12 protein-coding genes are annotated in these 12946 nt (G+C 72.2%); 8 read left to right on the top strand and 4 right to left on the bottom strand.

The features are described 5' to 3' along the window. Positions 1-111: 111 nt before the first annotated feature. The 3 genes from ACIY1X_RS19245 to ACIY1X_RS19235 all read right to left on the bottom strand — a co-directional run bounded on the left by ACIY1X_RS19245 (position 112) and on the right by ACIY1X_RS19235 (position 2814). Positions 112-1503 carry an ammonium transporter gene (locus ACIY1X_RS19245; protein WP_399683581.1) on the bottom strand — a complete coding sequence of 464 codons (1392 nt, stop codon included), beginning with the start codon at positions 1501-1503 and terminating at the stop codon, positions 112-114. 32 nt (positions 1504-1535) lie between these two features. After that, the gene (gene glnK / locus ACIY1X_RS19240; protein ID WP_038217560.1) at positions 1536-1874 is read right to left on the bottom strand and encodes a P-II family nitrogen regulator; all 339 of its coding nucleotides are present in this window, start codon (positions 1872-1874) and stop codon (positions 1536-1538) included. Between the two features lie 64 nt (positions 1875-1938). After that, positions 1939-2814 (bottom strand): TorF family putative porin, encoded by an 876-nt coding sequence (locus ACIY1X_RS19235; RefSeq protein ID WP_038217562.1) that lies wholly within the window; start codon positions 2812-2814, stop codon positions 1939-1941. A 221-nt stretch (positions 2815-3035) separates the two neighbouring features. Between ACIY1X_RS19235 and ACIY1X_RS19230 the strand changes: the two genes are divergently transcribed. Further along, positions 3036-4571 (top strand): YifB family Mg chelatase-like AAA ATPase, encoded by a 1536-nt coding sequence (locus tag ACIY1X_RS19230; RefSeq protein WP_399683578.1) that lies wholly within the window; start codon positions 3036-3038, stop codon positions 4569-4571. Between the two features lie 114 nt (positions 4572-4685). Here the strand turns inward: ACIY1X_RS19230 and ACIY1X_RS19225 are convergent, their stop codons facing one another. Then, a complete protein-coding gene (locus ACIY1X_RS19225) occupies positions 4686-5648 on the bottom strand; it encodes a helix-turn-helix domain-containing protein (RefSeq protein ID WP_399683576.1) in 963 nt (320 codons plus the stop codon). A 186-nt stretch (positions 5649-5834) separates the two neighbouring features. Here ACIY1X_RS19225 and ACIY1X_RS19220 point away from each other — a divergent pair, with 186 nt between their 5' ends. From ACIY1X_RS19220 to ACIY1X_RS19190, 7 genes are all read left to right on the top strand, one after another. Beyond that, positions 5835-7058 (top strand): amino acid ABC transporter substrate-binding protein, encoded by a 1224-nt coding sequence (locus ACIY1X_RS19220; protein ID WP_399683573.1) that lies wholly within the window; start codon positions 5835-5837, stop codon positions 7056-7058. A 7-nt stretch (positions 7059-7065) separates the two neighbouring features. Continuing rightward, entirely contained in the window at positions 7066-7944 is an 879-nt protein-coding gene (locus ACIY1X_RS19215; protein ID WP_399683570.1) for a branched-chain amino acid ABC transporter permease, read from the top strand. Continuing rightward, a complete protein-coding gene (locus ACIY1X_RS19210; protein ID WP_399683567.1) occupies positions 7941-8870 on the top strand; it encodes a branched-chain amino acid ABC transporter permease in 930 nt (309 codons plus the stop codon). Before ACIY1X_RS19215 ends, ACIY1X_RS19210 begins: the two co-directional genes overlap by 4 nt. Continuing rightward, entirely contained in the window at positions 8863-9600 is a 738-nt protein-coding gene (locus tag ACIY1X_RS19205) for an ABC transporter ATP-binding protein (protein ID WP_399683564.1), read from the top strand. Before ACIY1X_RS19210 ends, ACIY1X_RS19205 begins: the two co-directional genes overlap by 8 nt. Next, positions 9597-10316 carry an ABC transporter ATP-binding protein gene (locus ACIY1X_RS19200; protein WP_399683562.1) on the top strand — a complete coding sequence of 240 codons (720 nt, stop codon included), beginning with the start codon at positions 9597-9599 and terminating at the stop codon, positions 10314-10316. Before ACIY1X_RS19205 ends, ACIY1X_RS19200 begins: the two co-directional genes overlap by 4 nt. Positions 10317-10332: 16 nt before the next feature. Then, the gene (locus ACIY1X_RS19195) at positions 10333-11787 is read left to right on the top strand and encodes an aldehyde dehydrogenase (RefSeq protein WP_399683559.1); all 1455 of its coding nucleotides are present in this window, start codon (positions 10333-10335) and stop codon (positions 11785-11787) included. A gap of 32 nt (positions 11788-11819) precedes the next feature. Continuing rightward, on the top strand, positions 11820-12946 hold a 1127-nt coding region (locus ACIY1X_RS19190), incomplete at its 3' end, for an MFS transporter (protein WP_399683558.1).

Here is a 12946-nt window from a genome sequence, read left to right as displayed (position 1 = left end):
CAACGGACAGGACCAATTGCAAACAATTGATTCTTGGCGGATCGGACAGACAAAGGAAAAGGCCCGCGGGCACCGAAGTGCCGGCGGGCCATGCGTGCGCAGGCGACGCGATCAGCGGTTGTAGGCGGTCTCGCCGTGCGAGGTGATGTCCAGGCCCTCGCGCTCTTCCTCTTCCGTGACGCGCAGGCCGACGGTGTACTGTGCGATCTTGTAGGCGATGAAGGCCACGACGCCGGACCACACGATGGTGAACAGCACGCTCTTGACCTGGATCCAGACCTGCGCGCCCATCGAGAAGGCGGCCGGGTCGGCCCCGCCGGTGCCGCCCAGGCCGGGCGCGGCGAACACGCCGGTGAGGATGGCGCCGACGATGCCGCCCACGCCGTGCACGCCGAACACGTCGAACGCGTCGTCGGCGCCGAGCATGCGCTTGAGGCCGCCCACGCCCCACAGGCAGATGAAGCCGGCGACCGCGCCCAGCACGATGGAGCCCATCGGCCCGACGAAGCCGGCCGCCGGGGTGACGGCCACCAGGCCGGCCACGGCGCCGGAGGCGGCGCCCAGCATCGAGGCCTTGCCCTTGTGCAGCGCCTCGCCCAGGCACCAGGCCAGGGTGGCGGCGGCGGTGGCGAGCACGGTGTTGACGAAGGCCAGGCCGGCGGAGGCGTTGGCCGCGCCGGCGGAGCCGGCGTTGAAGCCGAACCAGCCCACCCACAGCAGCGAGGCGCCGACCATCGTGAGCGTGAGCGAGTGCGGGGTGAAGGCTTCCTTGCCGAAGCCCAGGCGCTTGCCGATCACGTAGGCGCCCACCAGGCCGGCGACGCCGGCGTTGATGTGCACCACGGTGCCGCCGGCGAAGTCCAGCGCGCCGTCCTGGCCGAGCAGGCCGCCGCCCCACACGATGTGGGCCATCGGCACGTAGCTGAAGGTGAACCAGATCACCGAGAACACCAGCACGCCGGCGAACTTGGCGCGCTCGGCGAAGGCGCCCACGATCAGCGCCACGGTGATGGCGGCGAAGGTGCCCTGGAAGGCCAGGAACACGTACTCGGGGATGGTGGCGAGCGCGCCGAAGGTCTCCTGCGTCACGCCGCTGAGGAAGACTTTCTCGAACGTGCCGATGAAGCTGCCGTCGCCGGTGAAGGCGAGGCTGTAGCCGTACAGGGCCCACAGCACGCTGATGAGCGAGAAGATGACGAACACCTGCATCAGCACGCTCAGCATGTTCTTGCTGCGGCCCAGGCCGCCGTAGAACAGGGCGAGGCCGGGGATCGTCATCAGGATGACCAGCAGGGTGGAGGTCAGCATCCAGGCGGTGTCGCCGGAGTCGACCTTGTTGGGCGCCGGCGCGGCCTCGGGGGCGGCGGCGGGCGCTGCGGCGGCAGGCGCCGCGGCGGGTGCCTCGGCGGCGGGAGCGGCGGGCGCCTGGGCCTGTGCGATGCCGGGCACGCCGGCGACGAGCACGCTCAGCCCGAGCGCGAGGGAAACGAGCAGTTTTTTCATTTGGTTTGTTCTCTTTCGGTGCCTGGCCGTGCTCAGAGTGCGTCGCGCCCGGTCTCTCCCGTGCGGATGCGAACGACCTGTTCGACGTCGTAGACGAAGATCTTTCCGTCGCCGATCTTCCCGGTGCGGGCGGCGCTCTCGACCGCCTCGATCACGCGCTCCACCAGCTCGTCGGCGATGGCCGCCTCGATCTTGACCTTGGGCAGGAAGTCGACGACGTACTCCGCGCCGCGGTACAGCTCGGTGTGGCCCTTCTGGCGGCCGAAGCCCTTGACCTCGGTGACGGTGATGCCCTGCACGCCGATGGCCGAGAGCGCCTCGCGCACCTCGTCGAGCTTGAAGGGCTTGATGATGGCTGTGATCAGCTTCATGGTGACTTCTCCTTAGGAGTGGATGGGCCGGCGCGGCTCGCGCCGCAGCCGGGCGCTCGCGCGATCAGAAGGTCTTGCTCAGCGTGACGATGAAGCGGGCCTTGTTGACCGACTGCTGGCCGCCGCCGTAGATGAAGGAGCCGTCGCCGAGCAGGTCGATGCCGTCCCAGGTGGTCAGCATGTAGTTGCTCTTCTTGTTGGCGCCCTGCACCGAGCCGGTGAGCGACAGGCCGCCGCCGAAGTCGTAGGTGGCGCCCACGTTGTAGTCCACGTAGTTGCGGTAGCCGGCGGCGCGGATGTCGCTGCTCATGCGCGTGTAGCCGATGGCGGCCTTGAGCGTCAGGCTGGGGATGATTTCCTTGCTGTAGGCGATGTTCAGGTAGCCGGTGCCGCGGCCCTTGGGGCGCTTGGTGAAGCTCAGCGGGTCCCAGGCGTCGTAGCCGGCATAGCCGAAGTAGTCCTTCGAGACGGTGTGCGAGTACTTCACGGTGAGCGAGCCGAACACGTCGTCCGACCAGGTGCCGCCGCCGTAGATCTCGGTCGTGTTGCCGACGTGGTTGCCCGGGTAGATGTAGGTGATCACGCCCACGTCCCAGTCGATCGGGCCGGCCTTGAACTTGTAGCCGCCGTACAGGTCGCTCTCGATGCTGTTGCCCGAGAGCCAGTTGACGCTGGAGTTCCAGTTGCCCACGTAGAAGCCGCTCTCGTGCGCGTAGTCGAAGCCGCCCTGCAGGGCCGGCTTGATGCCGCGGGTCTTGTAGTAGCCGTTGTGGCCGATCTGGTCCTGGTCCTGGCCACGGAACTTGTAGTTCGAGGTCAGCGACACGTTGGCGCTGATCGGCGAGGCAGGCGCGGCCTCCTCGGCCAGCACGGTGCCGGGCGCGGCCAGCGCGGCGGTCAGGGCCACCAGCGTCACGGTGGCGGCATGGCGATGCATCATCAGGGGTTCTCCTCGCAGTCGGAACAAATGAAGGAATGGATCTGGTGCTCCCTGCACGATGCGAGCCAAAGCAGGGAGCGTGCCAAAGGCCCGGATCGCCCGGCGCGCGGGGAGGACAGAATCGCGGGGCGCCCGCATGGAGTCATGAGGGCGCCATGAAGAACAGCGTGCACCGGCTCTTGCGGCCGGATGCGCGCACCAAATCAGGGAGAGCGATCGGGATGAGTCTGTCTTTGGTGCAAAGCCGCGCCCTGGTGGGTCTTCGCGCGGAGCCGGTCACCGTCGAGGTGCATCTGGCCAACGGCCTGCCGAGCTTCACGCTGGTCGGGCTGGCCGACGTGGAGGTGAAGGAGGCGCGCGAGCGGGTGCGCTCGGCGCTGCAGAACGCGGGGCTGGCCTTCCCGCACGACCGCCGGATCACCGTCAACCTGGCGCCGGCCGACCTGCCCAAGGACTCCGGCCGCTTCGACCTGCCGATCGCGCTGGGCATCCTGGCCGCCAGCGGGCAGGTCGACCCGGCCCGGCTGGCGGGCCACGAGTTCGCCGGCGAGCTGTCGCTCTCGGGCGAACTGCGCCCCGTGCGCGGCGCGCTGGCGATGGCGCTGGCCCTGCGCACCGGCGGCGTGGACACCCGGCTGGTGCTGCCGATGGACAGCGCCCGCGAGGCGGCGCTGGTGCCCGGCACGCAGGTCTGCGGCGCGGGCCACCTGCTCGACGTGGTGCAGGCCTTCCTGCCGGCCGATGCCGAGGCGCCGGCCGCGCAGGCCGCCGGCCTGGTGCGCGTGGCCGCTGCGCCGGCCGCCGCGGCGCCGCCCGGCCCCGACCTGGCCGACGTCAAGGGCCAGGCCGCCGCCCGGCGCGCCATGGAGATCGCCGCCGCGGGCGGGCACAGCCTGCTGATGGTCGGCCCGCCCGGCGCCGGCAAGTCGATGCTGGCTCAGCGCTTCGCCGGGCTGCTGCCCGGCATGGAGGTGGACGAGGCGCTGGAGACGGCGGCGATCCACAGTCTGGCCGGGCGGCTGGACCCGGCGCGCATCTTCCAGCGGCCGCTGAGATCGCCGCATCACGGCGCCAGCGCGGTGGCGCTGGTGGGCGGCGGCTCGCCGCCGCGGCCGGGCGAGATCTCGCTGGCGCACCACGGCGTGCTCTTCCTCGACGAACTGCCCGAGTTCCCGCGCGCCGCGCTGGAGGCGCTGCGCGAGCCGCTGGAGACGGGCCGCATCCACATCGCGCGGGCGGCGCGGCAGGCCGAATTCCCGGCGCGCTTCCAGCTCGTGGCGGCGATGAACCCCTGCCCCTGCGGCTTCCGCGGCGCGCGCGGGCGGCCCTGCCGCTGCACGCCGGACCAGGTGGCGCGCTACCAGGGGCGCCTGTCCGGCCCGCTGCTGGACCGCATCGACCTGCACATCGAGGTGCCGGCCGTGCCGCCGGAGGAACTGCTCTCGGCGCCGCCCGGCGAAGGCAGCGCGGCGGTGCGCGAGCGCGTCGCCGCGGCCCGCGGCCGGGCGCTGGCCCGCCAGGGCCTGCCCAACCACGCGCTCGCCGGCCGCGCGCTCGACGCGCATGCGCAGGCCGAACCGGACGCCCTGGCCTTCCTGCAGTCGGCCGCCGCGCGCCTGGGCTGGAGCGCCCGCGCCACGCACCGCGCGCTGCGGGTGGCGCGCACCATCGCCGACCTGGCCGGTGCGGACGGGATCGGCAAGGCGCACGTGGCCGAGGCGATGCAGTACCGGCGCACGCTGGCGTCCGACGCTTGACAGGAGCCGTTCAGGCTGAGCTTGGCCTGTCCTGAGCCCGTCGAAGGATCGAAGCCCGGGGCGGCACTTCGACAGGCTCAGTGCGAACGGCCCGATGCCGCCGAAGGGCCGGTCTCAATCACGGGTCAGGCGCTGCGCCTGCCTGAACTCGCTCGGGCTCATGCCCGTGTGCTCGCGGAACGCGCGCGAGAAGTGCGACAGGTTGCCGAAGCCGCAGGACAGCGCGATCTCGGTGATCGAGCGCGCGTCGCCCGTGCCCTGGCGCAGTTGCCGGATGCAGGCCTGCAGCCGCTGCTGCTGGATGTAGCTGGCCAGCGTCAGGTCGCCGTGCGCGAAGGCGTTGTGCAGGTGGCGCTTGCTGCAGTTCAGGGCGCGGGCGATGTGGTCGATGGACAGGTGCGGGTCGGCCAGGTGGCGCGCGACGTGGTCGCGGATGCGGTCCTGCAGCGCGGTCTTCTGCGTAGCCGCGGTCTCGTGCCCGGCCAACTCCAGCAGCGACAGGCGCACCAGTTGCATGATCATCTCGCCGGCGCCGCGCGCGGCGGTCTCGCTCATCGCGGGCAGCTCGCGGTAGGTGTGGCGCATGGTCTCCAGCGCCACGCGCGAGATGCCGGCCGAGCCGCCGACGCGGCGCGCCATCAGTGGCGCCAGGTGCACGCCGCGCTCGGCCATCTGCGCCTTCGGCAGCATCACGATCAGGTGCTCCGTGTGCTCCGGGTTGTCGATCTCGTAGCCCTCGGTGGTGTCGTAGATGATCCAGCCGCCCTCGCGCGCGCTGCCGGCGCGGCCCTGCTGGTGCACCGTGGCGCTGCCCTGCCAGGGCGCGACGATCTTGAGGTAGGCCGCCTCGTCGCGGCGCGCCATCTGCGGCGTGCGCAGCACGCGGTGGCGGCCGCCCTCCAGCCGGGTGAGGATCACGTCGCCGGCGCGCGAGGCCGACAGGTGGCCGTCGAAATCGGTGTCGCCGTACAGGTCGGAATCGAGCCCGCCGAAGTGGCGCCACACCCATTCGCGCCACTGCGGCGCGCGCTCGCGCGGGGCCACGGCATCGGTGCTCAGCAGCAGGGACGGGGTCACGGCGCGCTCCGTTGAGGGAAGGGGGTGCGCGGGATTATGGGCAGCGCCCGCCGCGCCGCGCCGCCGACTGCGGGGAAACCCCGAGGCCGGTGCGCGCTGGCGCAAGCGGACAGTGCGCGCCCTGCACAGCGGCCTGCAGCACGCCTTCCTACGATGCGGCGCAGGACAAGCGCAAGGAGACATGCCATGCCCGCCGACCGACTCACCCTTCCCACCCGCCGCCGCTGGATGCAGGGCACCGCCGCCGTGCTGGGCAGCGCGGCTTTCGCCCCCGCGCTGCGGGCGCAGCCCACGTCCGGCGGCCCCGTGCGCATCGGCTACGCCATGTCGCGCACCGGCCCCTGGACGCCCGGCGCCCAGGTGAGCCAGGAGCCCAACTACCTGCTGTGGGCCGAGCAGGTGAACGCCGCCGGCGGGCTGGACGTCAAGGGCGTGAAGCGCCCCGTGGAGCTGGTCAGCTCCGACGACCGCAGCGACATCGAGACCTGCGTGCGCAGCTACCAGAAGCTGATGGGCAGCGACAAGGTGGACCTGATCCTGCCGCCCTGGGGCAGCAACGCCAACTTCGCGATCGCGCCGCTGGCGCAGCGCTTCGGCTACCCGATGCTGGCGCCCACCGCGCTGTCGCGCAAGCTGATCGACATGAACCTGTCCTTCTTCTTCTCGCTGCTGCAGCAGCCCGACCGCATGATGGGCGCGCTGGTCGACATGCTGGCCGCCAACGGCGCGAAGAGCGTCGCCATCGTCTACATGGACGACCTGTTCGGCCTGGAGAACTTCGCGGCGCTGAACAACGCGCTGAAGAAGACCTCCATCCAGGTGGTGGAGCGCAAGAGCTACCCGCTGGGCGTGAAGGATCTGTCGCCCGTGCTGCGCGGCATCAAGGACCAGAACCCGGACGCCTTCATCGGCATCACCTACCCGCCCGACACCATCCTGGCGAGCAAGCAGGCCAAGGAGATCGGCTTCAACCCGAAGTTCTTCTACGCCTCGGTGGGCACGGCCTTCCAGCTCTACCGCAACGTCATCACCGCGCCGGGCGCCGAGGGCGTGCTGGGCATGGGCTCGTGGAACGCGAAGACCAGCCCGGGCGCCAAGGCCTACTTCGACGCGCACACCAAGCGCTTCGAGGGCAAGGAGCCCGACCGCTGGGCCAGCGGCCACTGCTGGGCGGGGCTGGAGATCCTGCAGGCTGCGGTGGCGAAGGTCGGGCTCGACCGCAAGGCGATCCGCGATCACGTCGCGGGCACCACGCACAAGACCATCATCGGCGACGTCCGATTCACCGGCAGCGAGAACACGGCCACGCCGGGCACGGTGGGCCAGTGGCAGAACGGCGAGTTCGAGGTCGTGTGGCCCGCCTCGGTGGCGACGGCGAAGCTCAACCCCGCCAAGCCGGCCTGGAAGTAGGCGCGACGTGTCCGCCACGGCCTGGTTCGAACTGATCGCCAGCGGGCTGATCACCGGCGGCATCTACGCGCTGGTGGGCCTGGGCCTGAACCTGCAGTACGGCCTCATGCGCATCCTGAACATCGCGCACGGCGAGTTCCTGATGCTGGGCGCGTACGTCACGTGGATGGCGGCCACGCTGCTGGGCTGGTCGCCGCTGGCGATGCTGCCCGCGGTGTTCGTGCTGCTGCTGGGGCTGGGGCTGATGATCCACCGCCTCACCTTCCGCAAGCTGGCGGCCGACGCGCCGAACGTGGACGTGTTCGAGGCGCGCGGCCTGATGGTCGCCTTCGGCCTGATGTTCCTGGTGCAGAACCTCGCCGCCTGGGCCTGGGGCGGCGACCTGCGCGGCTACGACTACCTGACGCAGCCGGTGCATGTCGGCGGCACGCAGTTCGCGGCCAACAAGCTGCTGGTGTTCGGCCTGGCGCTGCTGTTCTCGCTGGCGCTGATGGCGCTGCTGCGCTTCACGCTGCTGGGCAAGGGCGTGCGGGCGCTGATGCAGTCGCCCATCGGCGCGCAGCTGGTGGGCATCGACACGAAGCGCCTGCACCCGCTGATGTTCGGCGTCGGCCTGGGCCTGTCGGGCGTGGCGGGCTGCCTGCTATCGATGGCCTACACCATCACGCCGGCGATGGGCGAGCCCTACACGGTGACGGCGCTGATCGTCATCACCCTCGGCGGCTTCGGCAGCATGGGCGGCACGCTGGCCGGCGGCCTGCTGCTGGGCGTGATCGAGGCGCTGGGCATGCATTTCACCAATCCCTCCCTCAAGTCGCTGCTCTCGTACGGCGTGTTCATCGCCGTATTGCTGTGGCGGCCGAACGGCCTGTTCTCGAAACGATGAAGCGCGACGCGATCCTCCTGGCGCTGCTCGCCGCCGGCGCCGCGCTGCTGCCGGCCCTGGTGGGCGAGTTCGCGCTGTCGCTGGCGATGGCCTGCCTGATGTACGTGGCGCTGGCGTCGAGCTGGAGCGTGTTCTGCGGCAGCACGCGCTACCTGTCGCTGGCGACCTCGGCCTTCTTCGGCATCGGCGCCTACGCCAGCGCGCTGACGCTGGAGCAGTTGCCCTGGCCGGTGGTCATCGCGCTCGGCGCCGCCGTCGCCGCGGCCGTCGCGCTGGTCATGGGCGCGGCGGTGCTGCACCTGCGCGGCACGTACTTCGCGGTGCTGACCTTCGGCATGACGGAGCTGATCCGCCACGCCGTCACCTACTTCGAGAAGCAGGTCACCGGCACCGTCGGCCGCGTGCTCGCGGTGGTGCCCGACGACCGCACCGTGTACTTCACGCTGCTGGCGATCGCGGCGGGCGCCGTGGCCACCGCGATGGCCGTGCGGCGCAGCCGCTTCGGCCTGGCGCTGGCGGGCATCGGCGCCGACGAGCAGCGCGCGCAGACGCTGGGCGTGCCCACGCGCTGGGTGAAGACGCTCGGCTTCGCCCTCACCGCCGCCTTCGCCGGCGCGGCGGGCGCGGCGATGGCGGTGCGCTGGACCTACATCGACCCGGTGACGGTGTTCAACCCCTTCATCGGCTTCCAGACCGTGCTGATCGCGCTGATCGGCGGCGCCGCCACGCTGTGGGGCCCGGTCGCGGCGGCGGTGGTGTTCAGCGTGCTGGCCGAGACGCTGCGGCTGCAGCTGCCGCAGGCCTACATGATGGCGCTGGGGCTGCTGCTGATCCTGTCGGTGATGTACCTGCCCGACGGCCTGGGCAGCCTGCGCCGCGAGACGCTGCGCGGCTGGTTCGCGGCGCGCGGAGGCCGCGATGGCTGAGCGCCTGCTGGAAGCCCGCGCGCTGACGGTGCGCTTCGGCGGCCTGACCGCGGTGGACGCGGTGAGCGCCGCCTTCGACGCCGGCGAGCTGGTCGGCATCATCGGCCCCAACGGCGCCGGCAAGACCACCTTCTTCAACGCCATCTCGGGCGTGACCGCGCCGACCGCCGGCGCGCTGCTGCTGGGCGGGCACGACCTGGCCGGCCAGGGCCCGCACCGCTTCGCCGCCGAGGGCGTGGCGCGCACCTTCCAGACGCCGCGCGTGTTCGCCGCCATGCGCGTGCGCGACAACGTGGACTTCGGCCTGCAGTTCGCCGGCCGGCACCGTGCCGCGCCGCCGGCGCTCGCCGATGCCGACACCATCCTCGCGCTGATCGGCCTGGAGCGCCATGCCGCATTGCCGGCCGCCGCCATCACGCCCGCGCAGCAGCGCCTGCTGGAGATCGGCATGGCGCTGGCCACCCGCCCGCGCCTGCTGCTGCTGGACGAGGTGGCCGCGGGCCTCACCGAAGCCGAGGTGGAGGCGATGGCGCGGCTGATCGGCCGCCTGCGCGGCGAGCTGGGCCTGGCGGTGGTGTGGATCGAGCATGCCGTGGCCACGCTGCTGCGCCACGTCGAGCGCGTGCTGGTGCTGCACCAGGGCCGCAAGATCGCCGACGGCACGCCGGCCGAGGTGGTGCGCAACCCCGAAGTGATCGACGCCTACCTAGGCGATGAGGTGCTCGCATGACGGCTCGCCTGCGCATCGAGGGCCTGGGCGCCGGCTACGGCGGCTTCAACGTGCTGCGTTCGATCGACCTCGCCGTCGGCCCCGGCCTCACCGTGATCCTTGGCCCCAACGGCGCCGGCAAGACCACGCTGCTCAAGGCCCTGGCCGGCCTGATCCCGCGCACCGGCACCGTGCTGCTGGACGACACGCTGCTGCCGGTGAAGCAGCCCGGCGTGGCGGTGCGCCGCGGCATGGCGCTGGTGGCCGAAGGGCGGCAGCTCTTCCCGCAGATGACCGTCACCGAGAACCTGGAACTGGGCGGCTGGCTGGCCGGCAAGGTCGAGCGCGCCGCGCGCCTGCGCCAGGCCTTCGAGGACTTCCCGCGCCTGGCCGAGCGCGCCCACCAGCTCGCCGGCACCATGAGCGGCGGCGAGCAGCAGATGGTGGCCGTGGCCCGCGCCCTGATGAGCGGCCCGCGCCTGCTGATGCTGGACGAGCCCTCGCTCGGCCTGGCGCCGCGCATGGTGGACGAACTGCTCGCCATCGCCCGGCGCATCGCCGACGCCGGCACCACCGTGCTGCTGGTGGAGCAAAACGTGCGCAAGGCGCTGGCCGTGGCCGACCATGCCCATGTGCTGGAGCGCGGCGCGCTGGTGGCCGGCGGGCCGGCCGCCGAGCTGGCGCGCTCCGACGTCATCCGCCAGGCCTACCTCGGCACCGCCGCCGCAGCCCCTTGAAGGAGAACCCGTTCCCATGTCCGACCTGTCCATGCTCATCAACGGCCTCGCCGCCGGCGCCGAAGGCGGCGCCACCTTCGAGCGGCACAACCCGCTGGACGGCAGCCCGGCCTCGCGCGCGCCCGCGGCCACGCCGGCCGATGCGCTGCGTGCCGTCGAGGCGGCGGCCGAGGCCTTCACGACCTGGCGCCACACCGGCCCCGGCGAACGCCGCGCGCTGCTGCTGAAGGCGGCCGACGCGCTGGAGGCGAAGGCGCCCGAGTTCGTCGCCGCGCTGCCGCGCGAGACCGGCGCCACCGCCCTGTGGGCCGGCTTCAACGTGCACTTGGCGGCCGGCATGCTGCGCGAGGCGGCGGCGCTGACCACGCAGGTGGCCGGCGAGGTGATCCCCTCCGACGTGCCCGGCAGCCTGGCGATGGGCCTGCGCCAGCCGGCCGGCGTGGTGCTGGGCATCGCGCCGTGGAATGCGCCCGTCATCCTCGGCGTGCGCGCCCTCGCCACGCCGCTGGCCTGTGGCAACACGGTGGTGTTCAAGGGCTCGGAGCTGTGCCCGCACACGCACCGGCTGATCGCGCAGGCTTTTGTCGATGCGGGCTTCCCGCCCGGGGTGGTGAACTATGTGACCAACGCGCCGGCGGATGCCGAGGCCGTGGTCAACGCCATGATCGCGCACCCCGCGGTGCGCCGCGTCAACTTCACCGGCTCCACCCGCGTGGGCAGGCTGATCGCGGTGCAGTGCGCGCAGCACCTCAAGCCGGTGGTGCTGGAGCTGGGCGGCAAGGCCCCCCTGCTGGTGCTGGACGACGCCGACCTCGACGCCGCGGTGGACGCCGCCGCCTTCGGCTGCTTCATGAACTCGGGCCAGATCTGCATGAGCACCGAGCGGCTGGTGGTCGATGCCGCCGTCGCCGACGCCTTCGTGCAGAAGTTCGCCGCCAAGGCCGCCGCGCTGCCCCTGGGCGACCCGCGCGGGCCGGACCCGGTGGTGCTCGGCAGCGTGGTCGGCATGAACACAGTCACGCACTGCAACGCGCTGATCGACGACGCGCTCGCCAAGGGCGCCACCCTGCTGTGCGGCGGCCAGGCCGACAGCACGCTGATGCCCGCCACGCTGCTGGACCGCGTCACGCCGGCCATGCGCATCTACGCCGAGGAGACATTCGGCCCGGTGAAGGCCATCGTGCGCGTCGACGGCGTGGAGGAAGCCGTCGCCTGCGCCAACGACAACCCCTACGGCCTCTCGGCCGCGGTGTTCGGCCGCGACGCGGCGCGCGCCCTGCAGGTGGCGCAGCGCATCGAGTCCGGCATCTGCCACGTCAACGGGCCGACGGTGCACGACGAGGCGCAGATGCCCTTCGGCGGCGTCAAGGGCAGCGGCTGGGGCCGCTTCGGCGGCAAGGCCGGCATCGCGGAATTCACCGACCTGCGCTGGGTGACGGTGCAGGCGGGCGCGCGGCACTACCCGTTCTGACCCGCCCGCGCCGGGTTGCGTAAGCTCGGGGGATGCCCCCTGCCGCGCCCGCTTACGACCGCCGCCTCGTCGCCTGGCTGTCGGTGGGGCAGCTCATCAGCTGGGGCAGCGTGTTCTACGGCTTCGGCGTGCTGCTGGAGCCGGTGGAGCAGTCGCTCGGCCTGACGCGCGCCGAGTCCTCGCTGGCCTTCAGCCTGGCGCTGCTGATGGAAGGCGTGATGGCCTGGCCGGTGGGCCGCTGGATCGACCGCGGCCACGAGCGCGCGGTGATGACCGGCGGCTCGCTGCTGCTGGCCGCCGGCCTGCTGCTGCACAGCGTGGTGGCGACGCGCTGGGGCTTCTACGCGGCCTGGACGCTGCTGGGCTGCGGCCTGGCAGGCACGCTCTACAACCCGGCCTTCGCGGCGGTGACGCGGCGCTTCCCGCTGGACTTCCGGCGCGCCATCATCACGCTGACCTTCCTGGGCGGGCTGGCCAGCACGGTGTTCATCCCGCTGGTGGCCTGGGGCATCGGGCATGCGGGCTGGCGCGGCACGCTGGTCGGCCTGGCCGCGCTGCACCTGGCGGTGTGCGCGCCGCTGCACTGGCACTGGCTGCGCGGCGCGCCGCGCGCGGCACTGGCGGCACCGGCGGCCGGCGCGGGCCGCGCCGCCGACCCGGGGTTCAGGGCCCACCTGCGCAGCGCGCCCTTCCTGCTCATCGGCGTGTTCGTGGTGCTGATGATGGCGGTGACCGCCGCGCTGCCGCCGCACATGGTGAGCCTGCTGCGCGGCGCCGGCCTGTCGGAGGCCTGGGCCATCGCGATGCCGGCCAGCATCGGCGCGATGCAGGTGCTGGGCCGCGCGCTGCTGTACTTCTTCGAGCACCGCTTCGACCTGCACCTGGCGAACCGGCTGATCCCCTGCCTGATCCCGATCGGCCTGGCCGCCCTGCTGGCCGCCGGCGGCCACGTCGGCCTGGCGCTGCTGTTCGTCGCCTTCTACGGCATGGGCAACGGCATGCTCACCATCGTCAAGGGCACCGCCATCGCGCAGTACGTGAGCCGCGCGCACGTGGCCACGCTGAACGGCGCGCTCGGCCTGCCGACCGCCGTGGCGCGCGCCCTGGCGCCCTGGCTGCTGGGCGTGCTGTGGCAGCCGCAGGCCGGCTACACGGCGGG

Source organism: Xenophilus sp., from assembly GCF_044462705.1.
Lineage (GTDB): Bacteria > Pseudomonadota > Gammaproteobacteria > Burkholderiales > Burkholderiaceae_C > Xenophilus > Xenophilus azovorans.
Note: the sequence above shows the minus strand (reverse complement) of the source record. Positions and strands in the feature narration are given on the sequence as shown.

Coding starts and splice junctions, on each gene's coding strand:
- ACIY1X_RS19245 (WP_399683581.1), bottom strand. CDS start 1,503: ATGAAAAAACTGCTCGTTTCCCTCGCGCTCGGGCTGAGCGTGCTCGTC.
- glnK (WP_038217560.1), bottom strand. CDS start 1,874: ATGAAGCTGATCACAGCCATCATCAAGCCCTTCAAGCTCGACGAGGTG.
- ACIY1X_RS19235 (WP_038217562.1), bottom strand. CDS start 2,814: ATGATGCATCGCCATGCCGCCACCGTGACGCTGGTGGCCCTGACCGCC.
- ACIY1X_RS19230 (WP_399683578.1), top strand. CDS start 3,036: ATGAGTCTGTCTTTGGTGCAAAGCCGCGCCCTGGTGGGTCTTCGCGCG.
- ACIY1X_RS19220 (WP_399683573.1), top strand. CDS start 5,835: ATGCCCGCCGACCGACTCACCCTTCCCACCCGCCGCCGCTGGATGCAG.
- ACIY1X_RS19210 (WP_399683567.1), top strand. CDS start 7,941: ATGAAGCGCGACGCGATCCTCCTGGCGCTGCTCGCCGCCGGCGCCGCG.
- ACIY1X_RS19205 (WP_399683564.1), top strand. CDS start 8,863: ATGGCTGAGCGCCTGCTGGAAGCCCGCGCGCTGACGGTGCGCTTCGGC.
- ACIY1X_RS19200 (WP_399683562.1), top strand. CDS start 9,597: ATGACGGCTCGCCTGCGCATCGAGGGCCTGGGCGCCGGCTACGGCGGC.
- ACIY1X_RS19195 (WP_399683559.1), top strand. CDS start 10,333: ATGTCCGACCTGTCCATGCTCATCAACGGCCTCGCCGCCGGCGCCGAA.